The 22,329-nt window shown below is 29.0% G+C and carries 16 protein-coding genes; 13 read left to right on the top strand and 3 right to left on the bottom strand.

The features are described from left to right. Window positions 1-68: 68 nt before the first annotated feature. Together ARA19_RS13250 and ARA19_RS13245 are read right to left on the bottom strand one after the other, a co-directional pair. Window positions 69-2,441 carry an ATP-dependent DNA helicase gene (locus ARA19_RS13250; protein WP_055071445.1) on the bottom strand — a complete coding sequence of 791 codons (2,373 nt, stop codon included), beginning with the start codon at window positions 2,439-2,441 and terminating at the stop codon, window positions 69-71. 31 nt (window positions 2,442-2,472) lie between these two features. Further along, window positions 2,473-2,919, bottom strand: coding sequence for a hypothetical protein (locus ARA19_RS13245; protein WP_055071444.1), 447 nt, complete (start codon window positions 2,917-2,919; stop codon window positions 2,473-2,475). Between the two features lie 282 nt (window positions 2,920-3,201). Here ARA19_RS13245 and yaaA point away from each other — a divergent pair, with 282 nt between their 5' ends. The 3 genes from yaaA (at window position 3,202) to rpsA (ending at window position 6,740) form a co-directional block, all read left to right on the top strand. Beyond that, on the top strand, window positions 3,202-3,963 hold the full coding sequence (gene yaaA, locus ARA19_RS13240; protein WP_055071443.1) for a peroxide stress protein YaaA: 762 nt from the start codon (window positions 3,202-3,204) through the stop codon (window positions 3,961-3,963). Between the two features lie 99 nt (window positions 3,964-4,062). Beyond that, window positions 4,063-5,430, top strand: a complete 1,368-nt coding sequence (locus ARA19_RS13235; RefSeq protein ID WP_055071442.1) for a DUF2334 domain-containing protein — start codon at window positions 4,063-4,065, stop codon at window positions 5,428-5,430. Between the two features lie 170 nt (window positions 5,431-5,600). After that, a complete protein-coding gene (rpsA, locus tag ARA19_RS13230; protein ID WP_055071441.1) occupies window positions 5,601-6,740 on the top strand; it encodes a 30S ribosomal protein S1 in 1,140 nt (379 codons plus the stop codon). A 326-nt stretch (window positions 6,741-7,066) separates the two neighbouring features. Here the strand turns inward: rpsA and pyk are convergent, their stop codons facing one another. Beyond that, window positions 7,067-8,494, bottom strand: a complete 1,428-nt coding sequence (gene pyk, locus ARA19_RS13225; RefSeq protein WP_055071440.1) for a pyruvate kinase — start codon at window positions 8,492-8,494, stop codon at window positions 7,067-7,069. Window positions 8,495-8,591: 97 nt separating this feature from the next. Between pyk and ARA19_RS13220 the strand changes: the two genes are divergently transcribed. From ARA19_RS13220 to ARA19_RS13175, 10 genes are all read left to right on the top strand, one after another. Then, window positions 8,592-10,049: an aminoacyl-histidine dipeptidase gene (locus tag ARA19_RS13220; RefSeq protein ID WP_055071439.1), complete on the top strand. Its 1,458-nt coding sequence runs from the start codon at window positions 8,592-8,594 to the stop codon at window positions 10,047-10,049. Between the two features lie 243 nt (window positions 10,050-10,292). Further along, window positions 10,293-10,790, top strand: coding sequence for a C40 family peptidase (locus ARA19_RS13215; protein WP_055071438.1), 498 nt, complete (start codon window positions 10,293-10,295; stop codon window positions 10,788-10,790). A gap of 85 nt (window positions 10,791-10,875) precedes the next feature. Then, the gene (locus ARA19_RS13210) at window positions 10,876-11,616 is read left to right on the top strand and encodes an SPOR domain-containing protein (protein WP_055071437.1); all 741 of its coding nucleotides are present in this window, start codon (window positions 10,876-10,878) and stop codon (window positions 11,614-11,616) included. 309 nt (window positions 11,617-11,925) lie between these two features. After that, window positions 11,926-12,495, top strand: a complete 570-nt coding sequence (locus ARA19_RS13205; RefSeq protein WP_055071436.1) for a Maf-like protein — start codon at window positions 11,926-11,928, stop codon at window positions 12,493-12,495. Between the two features lie 40 nt (window positions 12,496-12,535). Further along, the gene (gene radC, locus ARA19_RS13200) at window positions 12,536-13,219 is read left to right on the top strand and encodes a RadC family protein (RefSeq protein WP_055071435.1); all 684 of its coding nucleotides are present in this window, start codon (window positions 12,536-12,538) and stop codon (window positions 13,217-13,219) included. Between the two features lie 17 nt (window positions 13,220-13,236). Then, complete coding sequence (locus tag ARA19_RS13195; protein WP_055071434.1) at window positions 13,237-14,262, top strand: rod shape-determining protein; 1,026 nt, start codon at window positions 13,237-13,239, stop codon at window positions 14,260-14,262. A gap of 5 nt (window positions 14,263-14,267) precedes the next feature. Continuing rightward, window positions 14,268-15,122 carry a rod shape-determining protein MreC gene (gene mreC, locus ARA19_RS13190; protein WP_055071433.1) on the top strand — a complete coding sequence of 285 codons (855 nt, stop codon included), beginning with the start codon at window positions 14,268-14,270 and terminating at the stop codon, window positions 15,120-15,122. Between the two features lie 14 nt (window positions 15,123-15,136). Next, window positions 15,137-15,634: a rod shape-determining protein MreD gene (mreD, locus tag ARA19_RS13185; protein WP_055071432.1), complete on the top strand. Its 498-nt coding sequence runs from the start codon at window positions 15,137-15,139 to the stop codon at window positions 15,632-15,634. 8 nt (window positions 15,635-15,642) lie between these two features. Continuing rightward, window positions 15,643-18,654 (top strand): penicillin-binding transpeptidase domain-containing protein, encoded by a 3,012-nt coding sequence (locus ARA19_RS13180; protein WP_055071431.1) that lies wholly within the window; start codon window positions 15,643-15,645, stop codon window positions 18,652-18,654. A gap of 367 nt (window positions 18,655-19,021) precedes the next feature. Further along, window positions 19,022-22,042: a peptidoglycan D,D-transpeptidase FtsI family protein gene (locus ARA19_RS13175; RefSeq protein ID WP_055071430.1), complete on the top strand. Its 3,021-nt coding sequence runs from the start codon at window positions 19,022-19,024 to the stop codon at window positions 22,040-22,042. The last annotated feature ends 287 nt before the right edge of the window (window positions 22,043-22,329 follow it).

The following is a 22,329-nucleotide window of genomic DNA, read 5'->3' as shown; positions in this document are numbered from 1 at the left end:
TAGATGAATTTAATGTGAGTAGTCACAGAACTTTTCATCTATATAGCATTTTTTATTGTACTTTGATTTTAATTAAATACTGAAAAAATTACTTTTATTATTAGGGATTTATTTTTTAAATTTAAGTATGAATTATCTTCATATATAAAATTTAATTTTTTATCTTTAGTTGATATGTGAAATCTCTTTTTTATATTAAGTTCTTGAAACTTTTCTTCATAAAAATCATTTAATGCTAATTCAAGATGAGTATTATTACCGTAAATACCTCTAGCATGAGTTTTAAGAAATTCTTCAAGTTCTCTAATTGTTGAACTTATTACTAATTCTATATTTAATGAATTCCAATATTTAAATCTTAGAGGAATATCTCTTAATAAATTATTAATTGGAGCAGATATAGTTTTTACTCCTTTATATTCTTTTGAAACATTATCTAAAATAGTATTTTGATTACACTTATCAAATATTATGAAATATCCATAATCTAATTCAGTTCTTATTAGTCTTCCAAAGCATTGTTTAAATGAAATTGTAGCTCTAGGAGTATTGATAGTATTAAAGGCAAATCCATTTTCTATGAACTTTTCGAAAAGTGGATTATATGGATTTATATTAGGCATTTTATCTATGAGTACCATATTCAATAAATCTCCAGGAATATCTATTCCTTCAAAGAATCCTTTAGAGCCTAAGAGGATACTTCTAGAACCTTTTAATGATAATTTCTTTATATCTTGTTTTCTTTCAAAAAGGTTTATTTTATTAGTACTTGTAAAAGGTAAAATTTTATTTTTAAATTCAATTAATCGCTTTTTACTAGTAAACAAAATTAATATATTACAGTTAGAATTTTCAAGGATTTTTATAGTACTAGAAACCATAAAATCTATGAAACCAGGTTCAAAATACTTAGGGCAATCAATTGGATTATAAATAATAGAACGATTTTTCAAGTCAAAACTTTGAGGTATATCTTCTAATTCTTTTAAAAAGTTATTATTTGCTTTATCTATAGCAAGAGAATTTTTAAAGGATTTATAAGTACCATTATTTTTTAAAGTTGCAGAAAGAAAACTACAACTTTTTAAATTATTTAAAAATCTCTCAAAGAAAATAAGAGATGAATTTAAATCCTTTATATAACATTCCCAGAACTTTTTATTTTTTTCTATGAAAAATCCATAGCACTTATTCTCATCTTGTTCTACAGTGGTGAATATATCTATAAAATCTATTAGTTCCTTAATACGTTCAACTTTTTTAATGAATATTTCTCCTAAGTTTCTAGTTTTATTATTGTCAAGATTATTAGTCTCAATAAAAGAATTTAGAGGTTTATAAAGGTCAATTAAATCTTCTTTTAAAACCTTTAATTCATGAACTACCTTTCCATAGCTTAGGAATTTTTCTTTTGAAAAACTTACATCTAAGTCATAGGATTCCCTTTGATCCTTAGAAACTAAGTAGGTTATTCTGTCTATAGTTAAGAAAGATACATCTATTTTATCTCTTACTAATTCTCTGAAGTTAGTAGTTCTGTTAGGTGTATATTTCCATATATAATTTAAGTAACCTTTTTTATTTTTATAATCTAATATTTCTAGTAATAAGGATTTTAATTCACTAGAATTAAGTATTGCTGCATAGGCATCAAAAATTGCATCACTTAAATTATGAGCTTCGTCTATAATTACATTTTCAATGGTGCTATCATAGGGCCATTTTAATAAGAGAGAATGATTTAATATAACAATAGTACTTGTTTTAAGGGCTTCAACTGTGTTTTTATAATAACATTCATAGGGGCAAGCTTTAATATTACAACCATCTGAATCGCAAAGACAATGCTTAATTGCTTCCTTAAGGTTTAGATGGATTTCAGCTTCAGAGGTTATTTCTTCTTTATCACCAGCTTTTCCTTTATAGCAATATCTATACAAATAAACAAGTGCCATATTTTCCTTTAAGGATCTAGTATTGTTAAAGACATTATCATTTAAAATAGATTGAATAAGTTCCATGCAAAGATAATTAGATTTTCCTTTTATATTTATAACATCAATCTTAGAATTTAAATTAAAGCTCTTTAATAAAAATGGAATGTCTTTATGTACAAGTTGACGTTGAAGTTCTTTAGTATTTGTTGATATAAATATTTTTTGACCTTTATAATAAGCTTTTGTTATAGCTGGTAATAAGTAAGCAATACTTTTTCCAGTACCAGTGGGAGCTTCCATAATAGAAATTAAATTTTTTTCTAAGGAACTTCTAACTGTTTTCATAACATCATACTGACCTTGCCTAAATTTAAATTTATTGTTTAGGGAAGAGAATCCTCTAGGATCTTTTAATATTTCCTCACAATTTTCTTTTAACTCTAAAGTTTTATTAGGCTCCTCGTAAAAGTCAGTATTTCTATATAATTTATCTTTAAACATTTCTTCTGAAATATTGAAATTAACTAAGTAGTCATAGAAGCTCCAAATAGAATTTTTTTAATAAAAGATTTTCTAGTGAATAATCATTATGCCATGGTTCTAGAAGCATAAATAATTCAAAGCAATCTAATATTGTGTTATTAAAATTAATATTATAAGATGAAAAAAGCTTTTTCAAAAGTTCCTGTTGATTTTGGTTATTAAAAATAATTATAGGGCAATCAGAAAGAAAATCTTTAAAATCATCCATAATGTTTTCAATTAATGGAGCTTTAGATAAGTTTTCTAGAGTTTCTTCTTTAAAAAAATTACTATTAATACATAAAGCTTCGGAAGGTATATTTATAAAACTACTAAAGTATGTTTCTTTATTGTTATTTATTTTTAATCCGTCTATTTTAAAAATAAAATCATTGTCAATAGATTTCCCTGTAGTTAAAAGATTTAAGTAAACTACATTATCTATATAACTTTTCACCAGTAACCCTCCTTTAAACTTTTATTTCATAACTAGTATCTGCAATATTATAATCATATTTATAAGCTTAAGATAAACAGATACAGATATTTAAATAATTTCACTAAAATTTAGACTGGAGTTTTAACTCTATCTAAATTAAGTCTCAGTTTATAATTCTGAATTAAGTCTTATTTTTAGATTATAACACAGAATAAGTTGATTTACTTGAAGAGAGAATTTTATAAATATATAATAATAATTATTATTAAATTAGAATTTTATTTTGAGAAGGAGAATTTTATGATAGCAATACTTTCACCTGCTAAAACAATTGACGAAAGCAATTTTAACATAGAGTTAAATGTTACAACACCTAGGTTTTTAGAAGATTCAAAAATAATAATGGATCAATTAAAGGAGTTAGAGATACCAGAGCTTAGTAAGCTTATGAAAATAAATGATAATTTAGCTGAACTTAATTATATAAGAAATCAGAGTTGGAAAATCTTTGATGGAAGTAGTAAAAAACCAGCAGTGCTTAGTTTTAAGGGGGAAGCATATAGAGGATTAGATGCAGAAAATTTTACCACAGAGGAATTAGAATATTGCAACGATAATTTAAGAATATTATCAGGACTTTATGGAAGCTTAAGACCTTTGGATGGGATTCTTCCTTATAGATTAGAGATGGGAACAAAGTTACCTGTAAAAGATAAAAAAAATCTTTATGAATTTTGGAAAGAAAATTTAACAGCTAGTATGCATAGGGATTTAAAAAATCATAAAGAAAAATTTATAGTAAATTTAGCTTCAGAAGAATATTCAAAAGTAATAAATTTAAAAGAGTTTGATGTTATAACTCCTATTTTTAAAGAAAGAAGAGGTGGGAGTTTTAAGATAGTTACTGTTTATGCTAAAAAAGCTAGAGGGATGATGGTTAGATATATGGCTGAAAATAGAGTTGAAACAGTGGATGAATTGAAGGAATTTACTATGGGTGGCTATAGATATAATGAACTTCTTTCAAAAGGAAATGAGTTAGTATTCACAAGAGAAGAATAATTATAACTATGGAAATAATGTTAAAAAAAGGTTAATCAGTATAGATTTATAGTATAATAAACTTGAAATTATTTGAAAATAAAATATCAGGGGGATATTATGCTTAAAAAAACTTCTAAGGTAATAGGATTAAGCTTAGCTACAGTGTTAGTTGGAGGAGTAATTTATTTTAATGGATTAACCTATAGAGATGTTAAAGTTATAGATAATAAAATTATTTTTGATGGAAAGGTGAAGGAGGCAAAAGAGCAAGTAACTAATGCCTCAAGCACAAATGAATCAAAAATATATGAAATAGAAAATTTAAAGTTATATTTAAATGGGGAAGAAATTAAGTTAGAAAATAGGATATTAGAAAAGAATCAAAGGCTTTATATGGATTTAGATGACTTTCTAAAAAAGGCAAATTTAAATTATGAAAAGAAAAATAAAGTTTATAAGGTAGAGAACTCTTTAATAGATTTAGAAAATAAAAATTTCACTGTTAATGGGAAATTATATGACTTTAGAGGAGAGGCTTTATTAGGGTTAGAAGGTTATGTAGCTTTAAATGATTTAGAACATGCTTTGAATCTAAGGGATAGATGGAAAAATGAAAGTAATGAAATTTATTTATTTAAAGAAAAAAAGAACTTAGATGTTAAAAAAACAATGGAATCTAAAACTGGAAAAGCTGCTATGATGAGGGTAGAAGATTTAGCAGCAGGAGGAGAATATCTAAAGTCAGAGTCTATAGAAAAATATAAAATTTTAGCTGATTATTTATATTCACAGGGTGTAAAATTTAATGTAGCTTGGATAAGTAGATATAAAAATCCACCTAAGGGAATAGATAATGATTTATTAAGTAATAGGACTATGGAGAATGTTCAGTATATAAATTTAATGGACCATTTAATTTTCAGAGGGGCATCTATAGGACTTCATGGTTATACTCATCAAAATGGAGATGAGGTAAGTGCTGTAGGAAGTGACTTAAGTAGAAAAGCAAATAATACAGGAACTGAGACAGAGGCTATTATAACAAATGCAATAAAAACAGCTAAAACTTTAAATATACCAATAGACTTTTTCGAAAGTGCTCATTACCATGCTTCAATGAAACAACAAAGAATCATAGAAAAGTATTTTGATATAGCCTATGAACCATTTAAATATTATCCAGCTATGAATCCTATAAAAAGTCCTATGGATAAATCAACTTTATATTTGCCAACAACTATAGGGTATGTTAAGGATGAAACAGGAGAAGAAATAACTAATAAGATTAGAAAAAATGCCAATAGTAAAAAAATTACTAGCTTCTATTTTCATGCAAGAAAAGAATTTAACTTTATAAAATTAGGTGAAATAGATAAGGATGGTTATGTTGATTATAGTTATGATGAAAATTCAATAATGCATAACATTAGTAAAGCTTTAGCAGAAACTAATCAAGTAACAGTTGCAGCAAAAGATTTTAGATAATATTCTAAAATATTGAATTATTATTATGTAATATAGTATGATAAAATAAGACTTAATTCAGTTTAATTGAGTTTTGAGTTCAATTAATTTAGATATTTACCAAGGCTGTAAAACTAGTTATATCTACTTAAAAGTCTTGAAAAATTTATATATAAGGAGTGGAACTAACAATGAATGAAAATATGTCAATGGATCAATTAATGGATAGCTTTGAATTAAAGCATTTTCATAAAGGAGATATAGTTAAAGGAAAAGTAATAGCTGTTAAAAGTGATGAAATAATAGTTAATATTGGTCATTTTGCAGATGGAATAGTTCCAAGAAATGAATTATCAAATAATAAGGATTTTGATATAAATAACATAAATGTTGATGATGATATTTTTGTTATGGTTTTAAGTGGAGATGATGGAGAAGGTAATGTGCTTTTATCAAAGAAAAGAGCTGATGCTATAAAAGTTTGGGATGACTTAGAAGAAAGCTTTAAAAATGAAAAAACAATAACTATTAAAGTTGATGAAGTTGTTAAAGGTGGAGTAGTAGGCTTTTTAAATGGTGTCAGAGTATTCATGCCTGGATCACAATGTTCAGTTAGAAGAATAGAAAATTTAGAAACATTAGTTGGAGAAAATTTAGAAGTAAAAGTAATTGAATTTAATAGAGAAGATAGAAAAGTTGTTGTTTCAAGAAGAGTAGTTGAGGAAAGAGAAATTAAACTTGGAAAAGCTAAGATATGGAATTCTCTAAAGGTTGGAGAAAAGAAAGTAGGAACTGTAAAGAAAATAATGAAGTTCGGTGCTTTTGTTGATATTGGAGGATTAGAAGGACTAATTCACATAAACGATCTTTCTTGGAGCAGAGTAAGAAATGTTGAAGACATACTTAAAACAGGAGATACTGTTGAAGTTTATATAAAAGAAATAAATAGAGATAAAGATAGATTAGCTTTATCACTAAAAGATATATGTAGTGATCCATGGAATACAATAGAAGAAGATTTTAAAATTGGTGACACTATAGAAGGAACAGTAACAAAGTTTATAAAAGTAGGTGCTTTTGTTGAAATCAAAGCTGGTGTGGAAGGATTAGTTCATATATCAGAAATATCAGATGATAACATAACAAAACCAGAAGAGGCACTAAAAATAGGTGATAAAGTAAAAGTAAAAATCTTATCAATAGATAAAGATGAGCATAAATTATCACTAAGCATAAAAGATGCTTCAGAAAAATCAACTGAATACTTAGAATATAACGATGAAGAAGAAGGCTTCTCATTAGGAGATTTATTCAAAGATTTTAAGTTTTAATAACAAGAGGGATGTATCAAAATTGTAGATATGTCCCTTTTGCCTTTTAGCTAGCTATATAGGTTCACCATTTGTGATCGCTCACCTACGTAAAGAAGCTCTAACATTTCTTCTACAATAGTTGCTAAAATTTCCAAACTCACTTCGTTCAAACAGTGGAAATTTATTTGCGCAACTATTGTTCAAAAATGAAGAGCTTCTAATTACTAGTTCAATGGTCACTGCATTTTGCACCTATAATAGCTATCTCGGCAAATAAGGAAATATACTTATAAAAGTAATATGATTTTAGAAAGTGATTTGATACATCACCTCTTTTTAAAAATTTAAATTTTTTCTATTCTGAACATGTTTGTTCCAAGACAAGCGTTGCTTACTGGCATTCCAGCCACAACAATCATATTATCGCCAGTTTTTGCAATGTCTAGTTCTTTTACTACTGTTTTTGCTTCTTTTACTATTTCTTCAGTGGTTTTGTAAGTTTCGCAAAGCTTTGGAAATACACCAAAGTTTAGAGCTAAGGATCTACATACTTTTTCATGTGGAGTTATGGCTATTATAGGACATATAGGCTTGTACTTTCCAAGAAGTTTAGCAGTATATCCACTTTGTGTAGCTGCAACTATTGCTTTTGTTGGGAATTTTATTGCAGTTTTAGAGGCTGAATAACTTATGGCATCAGCAAAAGCATCAGTACTTGGGTTTGGATCTTTTAATCTTCTTAATAACTCACTATAATCTAAGTTCTCTTCAGCCTTTTTTGCAATTTTACTCATTGTTTTAGCTGCCTCAACTGGATAGTGACCAGCAGCACTTTCACCACTGAGCATTATGGCATCAGTTCCATCAAAAATAGCATTACATACATCACTTGCTTCAGCTCTAGTAGGTCTAGAATTTCTAATCATAGAATCTAACATTTGAGTAGCTGTTATAACTACTTTTCCTGCTAAGTTACATTTTCTAATTATGGACTTTTGGATAACAGGTACAAATTCTATAGGAATTTCTACTCCCATATCTCCTCTTGCTACCATTATTCCATCTGAAACTTCTATGATTTCGTCTATGTTATCTACACCTTCTTGATTTTCAATTTTAGATATTATTTTTATGTCTTCTCCACCATTGTTGTTTAAAACATTTCGAACTTCTAACACATCAGAAGCTTTTCTTATAAAGGAAGCAGCTACAAAATCTACTTCCATGTTGCAACCAAAAATTAAATCTGTAATATCTTTTTCAGTAATGGCAGGAAGTTTTATTTTTAAATTAGGAATATTAACACCCTTATGGTCTTTAATAATTCCACCAACAATAGTTTCACAAATTATAGATTTATCAATAACTTTTTTTACTTTGAATTCTAAAAGACCATCATCCACTAAAATAGAAGAGCCAACTTTAATATCTTGATATAAAATATCATAAGAAATTGAACACTTTTTATTATCACCTAGAATTTCTTCACCACAAATAAAAGTGAATTCATCACCTTCTTTTAATTCTTCTTGACCATTTTTAAAATTATGAATCCTTATTTTAGGACCTTTAATATCTAAAAGAATTGCTGTAGGAGAATTTTCTTCTTTTCTAATTTTTTTTATTAGGTCAATTTTTTCCTTATGCTCTTTATGAGATCCATGAGAAAAGTTTAAACGAGCTGCACTCATTCCAATTTTAATAAATTTCCTCAAAACTTCTTCATTGTCACTAACTGGACCGATTGTAAAAATCATTTTAGTTTTTTGCATAAAAACACCTCACAAAAAAATATGAAAGATTCTGTCTATTTGATATAATGTATTTATAACAATATAATAACACAAAATTGGAAGGAAGTGTTAAATTATGGCTGTATTAGAAAATTTAAAGCCGCAAGCAGTTTTTAAATATTTTGAGGAAATAACTCAAATACCTAGAGGGTCAGGTAATGAAAAAGAAATAAGTGATTATTTAGTTAAGTTTGGTAAAGAATTAGGTCTTGAAACAATTCAAGATGAACATCTTAACGTTATTATAAGAAAGCCAGCTACAAAGGGCTATGAAAATGCAAAAACTGTTATAATTCAAGGGCATATGGACATGGTATGCGAAAAGAATAAAGATACAGTTCATGACTTCGAAAAAGATCCATTAAAATTAAGAATTGATGGAGATAACATATATGCAACAGGAACAACTTTAGGTGCTGATAACGGAATAGCTGTAGCTTATGGATTAGCTATATTAGCAGCAAATGACATAGAACACCCTGCTATAGAACTTTTAGTTACTACTGATGAAGAAGCTGGAATGACTGGAGCTATGGGAGTTGATGGAAAGAACATAACAGGAAAAATACTTTTAAACATAGATTCAGAAGAAGAAGGGGAAATATTAGTAAGCTGTGCAGGAGGTGTAAGAACTAAAGCAATATTAGATTTAACATGGGAACCTGTTAAGGAAGAATTAAGTGCAGTTGAAATAACTATCAGAGGATTAAAAGGTGGTCACTCTGGTATGGAAATAAATAAAGAAAGAGGAAATTCAAATAAGATATTAGGTAGAATATTAAATAAAGCTATCAAAGAAGTTCCTTTCAACATAGCATTAATTAATGGTGGTTCAAAGAATAATGCTATTCCAAGAGAAGCAGAAGCTGTTCTTATAGTTGAAGAAAAAAATATTTCAAGATTAAAAGAAATAGTTGCAGAATTTGATTCAATTCTTAAAAATGAGTTAAGAGCTCAAGATGGTAATGTAAGAGTTGAGTTAAATGAACAAGAAGAAATACCAACTGAAATGTTCTCAGCAGATTGCACAAGAAAGGCTATTGATATATTAAACTTAATACCTAATGGTGTTGATACAATGAGCGTTGATATGCCAGGACTTGTTCAAAGTTCAACAAATATAGGAGTTGTTACAACAACAGATAAAACTGTAGAATATGACAGTGCAACAAGAAGTTCAGTGGCAACATTAAAAGATGACTTAGTTGAAAGAGCTAGAAGAGTAGTAGAGTTAGCAGGTGGAAGATTTGAAACTTCATCAGATTATCCAGCTTGGGAATACAACCCAGAGTCAGAAATAAGAGAACTTGCAAAAGAAGTATATAAAAACCTAACAGGAGTAGAACCTCATTTTACAGCAATTCATGCTGGAGTTGAATGTGGATTACTAAGTGAAAAGGTCGAAGGTGGCCTTGATATGATATCATTTGGTCCAAATATGTGGGATGTTCACACTCCAGATGAACATGTAAGCATAAAATCTATTGAAAATGTATGGATCTTTTTAATAGCACTTTTAAAAGAAATTAAATAGTATAATTAATAGAAGTATCTTTGATAGGAAATTAATCCCTATCAAAGATGCTTTTTTTATTTTAAACAAGGTATAGTCATTCTTTAAAGAGAATTTTTAGATTTTAAGTTAAAGTAAATTTCCCTTGATGGATTTAATTAACAGTATTAAAAGAAGAAAAAATAGATATATTAAATATGTTTCTTTATTTAAAGGAACAACTTGTAATTAATAATGAAATTGTAAATCAAGGAGGATTTATTTATGAATGAAGATCACTTGCAACTTAATTATTTAAAAGGCAAGAATATTTGGATCATTATATTTGTTATTGCTATAGGGTTTATTTTTCAAAATAATATTTATGCTATGGCAGAGGAAAAAGCTGAAAATTATGAGTTGAGAGAAGAAGTTATACAATATGCTGAAGGGTTTATAGGTAAACCTTATGTATTTGGAGCAGAGGGACCAGATGCTTTTGATTGTTCAGGATTAACAAAATATGTTTATAAAAGATTTAATATAGATTTACCACATTATACAGGAACACAATGGGGATGTGGGGAAGGCATATGCAAAAATGAATTAACAGAAGGTGATTTAGTTTTTTTCAATACTACAGGAAAGATAAGTCATGTTGGAATATATATAGGAGAAGATAGATTTATTCATGCACCATCTAAAGGTAAGGGAGTTAAAATAAATTCTTTAAATGAAAAATATTATAAAGAGCGTTATATAGGTGCAAGGAGAATGATTTAAAAGTTATAAAAAAATAAAAATTAGGAATATTTACACCCATTTAAAAATAATATGTTATGTAAGTAATTTTAAATGGGGTGATATTGTGAAATACACAAGATATGATTTAAAAGCGAATAAAAAGAAAAATGAATGGAAATCTATGCCTATATTAATAATTATGGTTTGTATTTTAGCTATAGTAATAGGAACATTAATATTTAAATTAGTTTATCCTAAAATAGCTCCTAAAGATATGGTTTCAGGTGTAATTAATAAAAATCAAAATAATGAAGAAGGAAAAACACCTCCTGTAGTAGCAGAAACTCCTAAAGAAGAAGCTAAGAAGAGTTCAGGTGAAAAAGAAGAATTTTTAACAGTTCAATTTGGTTATTATTCATCAAAGGAAAATGCAGATAAGGTTAAAAATGAGGTTGGAGAAAGTGCTACAGTTATAAAAGATGGAGAAAAATATAGAGTAATAGGATACATAGGAAAAGAAGAAAAAACTAATAAATATATAGAGACTATAAAAAATAAGGGCTTAGAAAATAGTAAAGGGAAATTTTATATACCAAATAGTGAAGCTTGTGATAAAAAAATAATAGAAGTTACAAATGGATTATTGGAAATTATAGATAAAACAAAAGACCAAAGTGTGAAGTCTGTAAAAACAGATGAATTTAAATCATGGGTTGAAAAGTTAGAAGTTTGCAAAGAATGTAAGAATTCGGAGAATCTAGAAGGGTTGAAAAATGAAGTAAAGAACCTACCAGAAGCAATATCTAAAAATAATATAGAGAATTCTTATCAAATAATATTTAATTTACTAAATAAATTTAAATAAGAAAATTTTTTTAAGTTGTAATTAAATTTTAATAAATATATATAACTTATATATTATAATAGAATAGATTTTATAAGGAAGAACTCTGAGTAATCAGGGTTCTTAAACTTTATTTAAATAATATTATATAAAGCAATTTTTTTTTCTAAAAAAATCATTAAAATTTTTCAAATAGTGATATATTTTTTCTTGTGTATAAAAATAATAAGTGATAAACTATATAAGATGACAAGGAAGGTTAAGTTTTAGGGATAAAATTCCTAAAACATATTTTTTTTCCAATTACAGTTATAGGAGTGATAAGTTAATATGGAAATAATTTTGGCTTCAAAATCACCACGCAGACAGGAACTTTTAGGACGAATTATTAAAGAATTTACTATTATAAATTCTAATTTTGACGAAAGTACTGTTATTTATAAAGGAGATCCAAAAACTTATGTTATGGAACTTGCTAAAGGTAAAGGGGAGATTGTTGCTAAGAATCTTTCAAAACCATCAATAGTAATTGCTTTAGATACCATAGTAGTAATAGACAACAAAGTATTAGGAAAGCCTAAAAATGAAGATGATGCAAGAGGTATGTTAAGAAGTTTAAGTGGCAATAATCATAAGGTATATAGTGGTATATACATACTAAACACTGAAACAGGAAAGTGTGATATAGACTTCGCGGAAACTACAGTTAGGTTTTCAGAGCTTACAGAGTTAGAAATAAATAATTACATAAAAAGTAAGGAACCAATGGATAAGGCTGGGGCTTATGGAATACAAGGTTTAGGAGGGCTATTTGTGGAAAGTATAAATGGCTGTTATTACAATGTCATGGGATTACCACTTAATTTAGTTTATAAAAAACTTAGTTTATTACTTGAATAAAATGGGGGAATATCAATTTATATAGGAGTGTTTTAAAGGTATGCATAGAGACCCTAAAATAAAAGATATTCCAAAAGAAGAAAGACCAAGAGAAAAACTACTTAATTTTGGAGTTGAAAGTTTAAGTGATAAAGAACTTTTAGCCTTATTGTTAAGAACAGGACAAAAGGGAGAAAGTGCTTTAAAACTTTCAGAAAGGCTTCTTAATGAAGTGAATGGAATTGAAGGTGTTTTTAATTCCTCATTAATATCATTAATGGATGTTAAGGGAATAAAAGAAGCTAAAGCATCGCAAATATTAGCTGCCTGCGAACTTTATAGAAGAGTTAAAAGAAAAGAGATGAAAAATTATAAAGTTAGTAGTCCAGAGGATATAGCGAATCTTTTTGAAGATTCATTTTTTATGGATAATCAAGAAATTGTAAGACTTATTAGCCTAAATACAAAAAATATTGTTATATCTATTAAGGAGATATTTAAAGGCGGACTCAATAGTTCAATAGTTCATCCAAGAGAAATATTTAAGGAAGCTTTAAGTATGAGTGCAGCAGCGATAATACTATGTCATAATCATCCTTCTGGTGACCCAACACCAAGTATAGAGGATGTTAATATAACCAAAAGAATTAAAGCATGCGGAGAGCTCATGGGAATAGAGCTTTTAGATCATGTAATATTAGGAAAAAATAAATTCATCAGCTTAAAACAAAAAGGAATAATATAGTCGAAAGGGGAATAGACATGGGTTTATTTGGAGTAGGAATGACGAAAGATATGGGAATTGATTTAGGTACAGCTAACACTTTAGTGTTCGCTAAAGGAAAGGGTATCGTTTTAAGAGAACCTTCAGTTGTAGCAATCAACAACCTAACAAAGAGAGCATTAGCAGTAGGTGAAGAAGCTAAGCAAATGATTGGTAGAACACCAGGGAACATAGTTGCAATAAGACCACTTAAAGATGGAGTAATTGCAGATTTTGATGTAACACAAACAATGCTTAAAAGATTTATAGAAAAAGTAACAAGTAAAGGTGCTTTCGCAAGTCCAAGAATAATAGTTTGCTTCCCATCAGGAGTAACAGAAGTAGAGAAAAGAGCTATAGAAGAAGCTACTAAACAAGCAGGAGCTAGAGAAGTAATTCTTATGGAAGAACCAATGGCGGCTGCTATAGGAGCTGGACTTCCAGTAGACGAACCTACAGGAAGTATGATAGTAGATATCGGTGGTGGTACTACAGAAGTAGCAGTAGTTTCTCTAGGAGGAATAGTTACTAGCAAATCATTAAGAGTAGCTGGAGATGAATTAGACCAATCAATCATTAACTATATTAAGAGAGAATATAATCTTATGATAGGTGAAAGAACAGCTGAACAAATAAAAATGCAAATAGGGTCAGCTTTTAAAATAGAAGGTCAAGAAGATGAAATAATGGAAATCAAGGGAAGAGACTTAGTAACAGGACTTCCTAAGATAGTAGAAATAAATGAAGGACAAATAAGAGATGCTTTAAGAGAGCCAGTATATGCTATAGTTGAATCAATAAAAACAACTTTAGAAAAAACACCACCAGAATTAGCAGCAGATATCATAGATAAAGGAATAATGTTAGCAGGAGGCGGAGCATTATTAAAAGGCTTAGATATGTTAATTAACCATGAAACACACATGCCTGTTCATATAGCTGAATCACCTCTTGATTGTGTTGCCTTAGGTACAGGAAAAGCATTAGATAAATTTGATTTAATCATCAAGCAACAAAGAGGATAAGTTAAATGAAATTTTTCAAAAATAAACTGGCAGTAACTATTATAGTACTGTCAGTTGCATTTTTAGTATTAATAATATATACAGCAAAAAGTGGTTCAGGTGTTATTTCGGATGCATTGGGTGAAACTTTTAATCCGATACAGAAGGTCGTTTATACAATAGGTGATAAGTTTAAAACTGATTTAGATTTTTTTGCTAACTTTTCACAAGTAAAAGCAGAAAATGCAAAACTTAAGGCAGAAAATATTCAACTTCAAAATGAATTAGTTGGATATAATAACTACAAAAATGAAAACCAAACTTTAAAAGAAGCTTTAAACTTTAAAGATGAGCATAACCAATTTAATTATGTAGGTGTTAATATAATTGGTAAATCAGGAGGTAGTTTCTTCAGCGGATACATCATCAATAGAGGAGCTGACTCAGGAATAGAAAAAAATATGGTTGTTATATCAGGAAATAGCTTAGTAGGTATAGTAACTGAAGTTTATAAAACATGGGCTAAGGTTGAAACTATATCAAATGCAAACGTAGCTGTTGCTGCTCAAGTAGAAAGTACTAGAGAATCATCAGGTATAGTTAAAGGTTATGAAGATATGGGAACTATGAAACCTATGGTTCAAATATTAAATTTACCAATGACATCACAAATTAAAGTTGGAGATACTATCTTAACTTCAGGTCTTGGAGGTATATATCCTCAAGGTATAAGAATAGGAACAGTAGAATCAATTAATCAAAATAGTACAGAAGTTTCTAAGAGTGCTATAATTAAACCTTTCGCTGATTTTAGCACAATTCAAAACTTAGTAGTTGTAGTTCCTAAAAATCCAGTACCAGGAGATATAAATTATAATTAAAGAGGTTGAAGTTTATGAAGAGATTAATACAAATAATATTATGTATAGTATTATTCATAATAGATACTAGTATAATGCCTATATTTGGGATAAAGGGAGTTTATCCTAGCTTATTATTTGTATTTGTCATATTATATTCTACAATTAACGGATATAAAGATGCAGTTATTTTAGGAAGTATTTCTGGAATACTTCAAGACATATATTTTTCTCATGTCTTTGGAATAAATGCTTTAGTAAATTTACTTTTATGCGTTATTGCTGCATATATAGGTGACAAAACACTTAAAAATAAGGCAAGTATCCCAGTGCTGACAGTTGGAGGATTGACAATAGTAAAATTTATAGCTATTTTTCTAATTTGCAAGATGTTAAAGATAAATGTAGAGTTAGAAAATATTCTAATAATGGTTCCGTACAATTTTGTAGTTGGAATATTAATGTATAGCTCAGTATATGGCATGGCAAGAAAAAAACTAATGAAAAATCAATGGAATTTCAGTAAAAAATAGGTGATTAAATGAAAAAATTTAACTTCAGGAAGAAAAAAGCTGTTAATAGATATCGAGTATTAATGATTATTTTCGTTATTATAGCTGTAATTCTAATTGGTAAACTTGTTGATATACAAGTATTTAATCATGAAAGTTTTACAGAGCAGGCAGAAGGTAGATCAACTAGTGTTATCCCGATACCAGCTCCAAGAGGAAATATTTTGTCAGCAGATGGTGATTTATTAGCAACAAATAAATCAATAAATGTAATAACATTTACGGATACACAAGAATCTATGAATGATTTTTATAATACGATGAATACAGTTTTTGAAATGCTAAAAAATAGTGGAGATATTAGTAAAGTTGCAGATGATTTTCCACTAAAAATAAATAGCGAAGGTCAAATGTACTTTGATTTTCCAATAAATAAAGCTAAGAATCCTACTGGTTGGGATGATCAAGAAATTCAATTTATGTGGAACAGAGGAATTGAAGGTTCTGTAGCTAATAAATTATATCCAAAGGCAAATGGTACTTATATTGCTGCTGAAAGAGCAGCAATAAATAAAGAAATCATTAAGTACACTCCTGATGAGATATTTTATGACTTAGTTAAGAGCTATGGTCTTATAAATATGCTTAATATAAATAAGACATTAACTCCAGCAGAACAAACAGCATTTACTAAAGCTTATCAAAAAGTATCAGGTAAAGAAGAAACTGAGATTCTTTTACAACATTATACTTTACAAGAAATAAGAGAATTTATGGTTGTTAAGGATCAATTAAAGCTAGAAAGTTATTCAGGTTATGACCCAGTTGTTATAGCTAAGGGAATAAGTAAAGATACAGCTTTAATGTTTGATCAAAGACTTAGTAGTTTACCAGGTATAAATGTTAGTAAGCAATATGAAAGATATTATCCATATGGAACTTTAGCATCACATGTTCTAGGATATGTGGGACATATTCCAGCTAGTGAAAGCCAAACTTATGCAGAGCAAGGATATAATCCAAATGCTTTAGTTGGTATTTCAGGTATGGAAGCGGCTGAACAAGATGTTTTAAGAGGAACACCAGGAGAAAAGGTTGTTCAAGTTGATGCTCAAGGAAGAGCTACTAAAACATTATACACAGAGGCAGCAGTTCCAGGAGATAACGTATATCTAACTATAAATAAAAACTTACAATATTCAGCTGAGAGAGCATTGCAACAACAAATGAACTTTATACAAAAGTATGAAGGCACAGCAGCAACAAAGGCAGCCTTAGTTGCAGTTGATGTTCATACTGGAGGTATACTTGCTATGGTAAGTTTACCAAACTTTAACCCTAATGATTTTGCAACCGGAAGTATAAGCCAAAAGGTTTATAATGAATATTTCGATCCTGATATAGCAAAATTAGGACAAGAGTTCATTGATAAAATGCATCTTAAAAAGACATTAAATCAAATGTTCCCAATAGGACCAAATGGTCAAAGAGAAGACCTATATAACGTTCTTGCAGAACCAATGTTTGATAATGCAACAATGGGGCTTGTAGCACCAGGGTCAACATTTAAACCACTTATGTCAGTAGCAGCATTAATGACTGGAGTAACAACTCCAAGCTTTACAATTGCAACAACACCATATCCATTTACTTATGAGGCGAAACCAACTATATTTGGTAATGATCCACCACATGATAATAACTACTTTGGACCAGCAGTTGATTTAGCAACCGCCCTAGAAAGATCATGTGATACTTATTACTATAATATGGCAGCTAAAATTTATTATAAATTTGGAGCTTCAACAAATGCCTTAGATGTAGTTGCAGAATATGCAGAAAAGTTTGGTTTAGGTACACTTCCAGGAAGTAAGCAACCAGCTACTACAGGAATAGAGTTACCAGAGAATTTTGGTAATGCTTATAACTTCCAAGATTGGAAAGCTAATGAGATATTTTATTCTCAATGGAATTTAGTTGCTGATTTAAAAGCTGGTAAATTCCCAAGTCAAGGAACTAGTTTTGTACCTGTAAATGTTGAGAAGAATTCAAGTGATCCAGCAGAATTAGCACAAGCTAAGGCAACATTTAAGAAGACAATATACGCTCAATTAAATAAAATTGGTGTAGAAGATATTCAAAGCAATATAGCACAAACTGCGTTCCAAAATGACTTAATAGGACAATTAAATAATATTTATAAATTGTCACCACAATATCAAGAAGCCTTTAAGGAAGCTCAAGCAAAAGATCCAAAGTTAACTTTAGAAGCTAACTTACAAGCTACTGCAAAAGCAATTGATATATGGGTAGTATCAACAATGTACACAAGTATAAGAACACCAGCACAGCTTGGATATGCAGCAATTGGACAAGGTGCTAACGAATTTACTCCTTTACAATTAGCTCAATATACAGCTACTTTAGCAAATGGTGGTACTAGATATAAATTACATTTACTTGATAAAATAACTTCTCCAACAGGAAAGCTTATATACCAATACAAGCCACAAGTTATGGACAAGATAGACATACCTACTAAAGATTTAGACGATATTAAGTATGGTATGTGGGAAGTTAATAATAAAGTTTTAGGAACAGCGGCAATAGTAATGAGTCAAGAAGGATTCCCAATACCTAGTGCAGGTAAAACAGGTACAGCGGCTCTTAACGCTAAGGTTGAAAAATCTTTAGGTAGAGCAGCTTGGGGTAACTATATTTCCTTCGCACCAGTTAAAGATCCTCAAATAGCAGTTGTAACAGTAATATACAATGGTATTCATGGATTCTTAGGAGCACCTGCAGCTAGAGCTGTTTATGAAACTTACTTTAGAGATGAAATCAAAACTAAATATCCATATTATCGTCCACATACAGATGACGGTAACGGAATCTTAGAAAATGACCCATATTCATATTATACTTATTCATTAGATCCACCAACACCAGATATAACTCTTAAAGGAACTTATTATCCAGTGTACGGAAAAGGTGATAAAGTTGTATATGAAACAGGTAATACAAATGATTCATATTCTTAAGAACTTAGGAGCTACTTTTAGTAGCTCCTTTTTTTACACTAAATTAGAAGAAAAAATTCTAAAAAATGCTAAAGTTTTAAACTTTATATGATATTATTTTAATATTTTGTATACTTTCTTTGAAAAGTAATAATCTAGCTAAAAAAAACTATATAATAGTAAGTATAGAAAATAATAAAATTAAATTACATGATTTTAACAAGGGGGGTAGACCGTTATGGCTTATAGATCAATTAAGTATATTTTATAAGGGATAGTGTAATATTATAAATATAAAAATAAATAAAAGTTATTATTTTTTATATTATAAATAAATTTAAAAGATCTATGAGTAGAATATTTAGCATTACGGGAGTACATAAGGCTGATGAAGAAAATAAAATTAAATAAAAAAAATAAAAAGTCAGATAGATTTAATGGTCTAACTGGAGTAATGTGCGTTATATTCTCCGTTATAGTATTAAAATTACTCTCTCTTCAGGTCTTTAATTACGAGGATTTTAAGGAAAGAGCAGACAATAGATCTATGAGATTTATGTCAGATAAAGCTCCAAGGGGAAAAATCTATGATAAAAATGGTAATGTATTAGCAGCTAATAAGCAAACTTATACTTTAACTTTTACTGAAACTAATGAGTCAAAAAAGAATTTTTATAGCATAATGGATAAAGTCTTTAAGATATTAGATGATAATGGTGAAAAAATACAAGATAATATGGATTTAATAATAAATAAAGATGGAAATCTAGCTTTTGATTTTAGTGTTGAAAGTGAAGAAAATCTAAAAGCTGCTGAATTAAGATTTAAAAAAGATAGAGGTCTTGATGAGAAAGTTAAGAAAAAACTATATCCGAAAGAAGAAGGGGATTTAACTGAAGAACAAAAAGCAAAAATAGATGAAGTGCTTTTAACAATAACTCCAGAGCAAGTTTTTGAATATTTAATTGAACAATATGATATGAAGCAATTATTACTTAAAAATAAAACATTTGCTAATGATACTGAAGAAAAGGAATTTAGAAAGGCTTTTAAAGAAGAGTACAAAAACAAAACTGGAAAGGAAATCTTAGATGAATTAAGAAAAACTTATAGTTTAGAGCAAATAAGAAAGTATATGCTTGTAAAAGATGCAGCTAGGATGCAGAGTTTTTCAAGTTTTAAAGATGTTAGTTTAGCTCAAGGTATAAAAGATGATACAGCTTTTATATTTTATCAAAAGCTAAGTGACTTACCAGGGATAAATATAAGCCAAGATCCAGTAAGATATTATCCTTACAATGAATTGGCATCAAGTGTTCTTGGTTATGTAGGTGCTATACCAAGTTCACAGAAGGCAAAGTATGCAGATAAAGGATATGATTTATCTAGTGATCTCATAGGAAGATCTGGAATAGAGGCTGCCTTTGAAGATCAACTAAAGGGTACAAAAGGTGGAGATATGGTTAAGGTCAATGCTCATGGAAGACCAGTTGAAACTTTATATTCCCTGCAAACTGCACCAGGAAATAGTATTACTCTTAGTATAGACAAGGATATTCAATCCTCTGCTGAGAGAATGTTAAAAACTCAGTTAGAGTATATACAAAAAAATGATGGTAAGGGTAAAAATGCCACAAGAGGAGCTGCTGTTGCACTAGATGTAAAGACAGGAAAAGTTTTAGCTATGGCTAGTTATCCAAACTTTGATCCTAATGTTTTTGCAGGTGGAAATGTACACTCAGAAAAGGCTGAGGAACTTATGAATCCTAATCTTGAAGATTTTGGTAAGGATTTTATTAGAAGAATGGGATTAAATAAAACTGTTGATGAATTATTTCCTAAAGATGAGAATGGCTTTAGACAAGATTTATATGATGTTTATCCAAAGCCAATGTATAACTATGCGACTTTAGGTTTAACTCAACCTGGGTCAACCTTTAAACCACTTTCTTCTGTGGCAGGATTAGAAGAAGAGGTAATAGGAATTAATGAAACAGTAAGTGATGGAGCTGTATTAGATAGTGGGCTTAGATTTATAAAATATGCTGATTTAATAGGAACTCCAAAGGATAATAAGAACCATGGAACTGTTGATATTAAAGGAGCATTACAAAAATCTTGTAACTCACTATACTATGAAGTAGCAGTTAGATTATATAAAAAATATAATAGTTCTGTAGAAGCGCTAGATAGTATAGCTAAATATGCTTGGAAATTTGGTCTTGGAAAAGATCCAAAAAGTAATACTGTAGCTGGAACAGGAATAGAAATAAGTGAAAACTTTGGTAACACTTATAACTTTGAATCTTTTAAAAAGAATACAATATATTATATGAGATGGGATTTAGTTGAAGCAATGAGAAATGGTAAATTTAAAGGTGGATATGAATTTACCCCTGTTGAGATAGGTAAAAATGATTCAGATTCAGCTGAAGTTGCAAAAGCTAAACAAGATTATAAAAATATAATAGAAAAATATTTAAATCAAATAGGGGATCCTAATTTTGGAACACCTGCTATGAAGGATGAATTTAAAAAGGAAGCTATGGAAGGATTAAAGAATTTATATAAAGAGCTTCCAACTTATAAGGCAACTATAGATAATAAAACTAATAATTCAAAGGTATCAGCTGATGATTTATTTGAAAAGACAGTACAGGAAACTTATGATTGGATGACAACTACAGTTAAAATGTCAGCTACAACACCAGCTGAACTTGCTTTCTCAGCTATAGGTCAATCAACTAATGCTTATACACCACTTCAATTAGCAAGTTATATATCAACTTTAGTTAATGGAGGAACAAGATATAAGGTTAGTTTAGTTGATAAAATATCAGATTATGAAGGTAATTTAATAGAAGAGGTTAAGCCTGTTGTATTAGATAAAATAGATTTGAAAAAATCAACTGTTGATACTATAAAAGAAGGTATGAGAATGGTTAACCATGATCCTTCTGGAGGAACAGGATATAGTGTATTTGGTAACTTCCCAATACAAACTGGTGGTAAAACAGGAACAGCAACATTTAAAGCAGGTCAAGAAGAACTAGGAAGACAGGCCTTTGGTGTTTATGTTTCATTTGCACCAATTGAAGATCCACAAATAGCAGTAGCCGTAGTAATATATGATGGTATACATGGTTATTTTGGGGCACCAGTTGCAAGAGCTATTTATGAAACTTACTGGAGGGATGAGTTAAAAACAAAGTTTCCGACATATAAACCTAGAACTATGTCAGGTGAAGAATATACTTATACTTTAAATCCAGATCTACAAGATGTAAAAGATAATGAGGTTTTTTATAAAATAGATGCTAATAAAGATGAAGAGAAAATTGAAGTAGAAGAAAATAAGAATAAGGATGAATCAAGTAATCCAACACCTATAGAAGAGAATATAGATTAACAAGAAAGGTCAAATTACCATGATATAAATCTTAAAAAATGATTTATTAAATGGTTTTTGACCTTTTTTTAGGTGATAAACAGCCTTACCCCTCTAGAGAAAGATCAGATAGAGTTAAAACTCCTCTTGAATTTAGTACGGGGATATAGAAGGTTGTAGTATTATAGACAGTAATAATCAAAGAAAAATAGTTTTGTTAACCTAAAAAAAACAAAGTTTACAATAAATTGAATGATTTTTTTGATTTATAGCGAAATAAATACTTTAATAACTGAGAAAATAACTAT

The sequence above is a fragment of the Clostridium massiliamazoniense genome (assembly GCF_001403635.1).
GTDB lineage: Bacteria > Bacillota > Clostridia > Clostridiales > Clostridiaceae > Sarcina > Sarcina massiliamazoniense.
The sequence above is the reverse complement of the archived record's forward strand: the minus strand, read 5'-3'. Positions and strand labels throughout refer to the sequence as shown.

Excerpts from the sequence above, each read along its gene's own strand:
- ARA19_RS13250 (WP_055071445.1), bottom strand. The coding sequence starts at position 2,441 with ATGTTTAAAGATAAATTATATAGAAATACTGACTTTTACGAGGAGCCT.
- yaaA (WP_055071443.1), top strand. The coding sequence starts at position 3,202 with ATGATAGCAATACTTTCACCTGCTAAAACAATTGACGAAAGCAATTTT.
- ARA19_RS13235 (WP_055071442.1), top strand. The coding sequence starts at position 4,063 with ATGCTTAAAAAAACTTCTAAGGTAATAGGATTAAGCTTAGCTACAGTG.
- rpsA (WP_055071441.1), top strand. The coding sequence starts at position 5,601 with ATGAATGAAAATATGTCAATGGATCAATTAATGGATAGCTTTGAATTA.
- pyk (WP_055071440.1), bottom strand. The coding sequence starts at position 8,494 with ATGCAAAAAACTAAAATGATTTTTACAATCGGTCCAGTTAGTGACAAT.
- ARA19_RS13220 (WP_055071439.1), top strand. The coding sequence starts at position 8,592 with ATGGCTGTATTAGAAAATTTAAAGCCGCAAGCAGTTTTTAAATATTTT.
- ARA19_RS13215 (WP_055071438.1), top strand. The coding sequence starts at position 10,293 with ATGAATGAAGATCACTTGCAACTTAATTATTTAAAAGGCAAGAATATT.
- ARA19_RS13205 (WP_055071436.1), top strand. The coding sequence starts at position 11,926 with ATGGAAATAATTTTGGCTTCAAAATCACCACGCAGACAGGAACTTTTA.
- radC (WP_055071435.1), top strand. The coding sequence starts at position 12,536 with ATGCATAGAGACCCTAAAATAAAAGATATTCCAAAAGAAGAAAGACCA.
- ARA19_RS13195 (WP_055071434.1), top strand. The coding sequence starts at position 13,237 with ATGGGTTTATTTGGAGTAGGAATGACGAAAGATATGGGAATTGATTTA.
- mreC (WP_055071433.1), top strand. The coding sequence starts at position 14,268 with ATGAAATTTTTCAAAAATAAACTGGCAGTAACTATTATAGTACTGTCA.
- mreD (WP_055071432.1), top strand. The coding sequence starts at position 15,137 with ATGAAGAGATTAATACAAATAATATTATGTATAGTATTATTCATAATA.
- ARA19_RS13180 (WP_055071431.1), top strand. The coding sequence starts at position 15,643 with ATGAAAAAATTTAACTTCAGGAAGAAAAAAGCTGTTAATAGATATCGA.
- ARA19_RS13175 (WP_055071430.1), top strand. The coding sequence starts at position 19,022 with ATGAAGAAAATAAAATTAAATAAAAAAAATAAAAAGTCAGATAGATTT.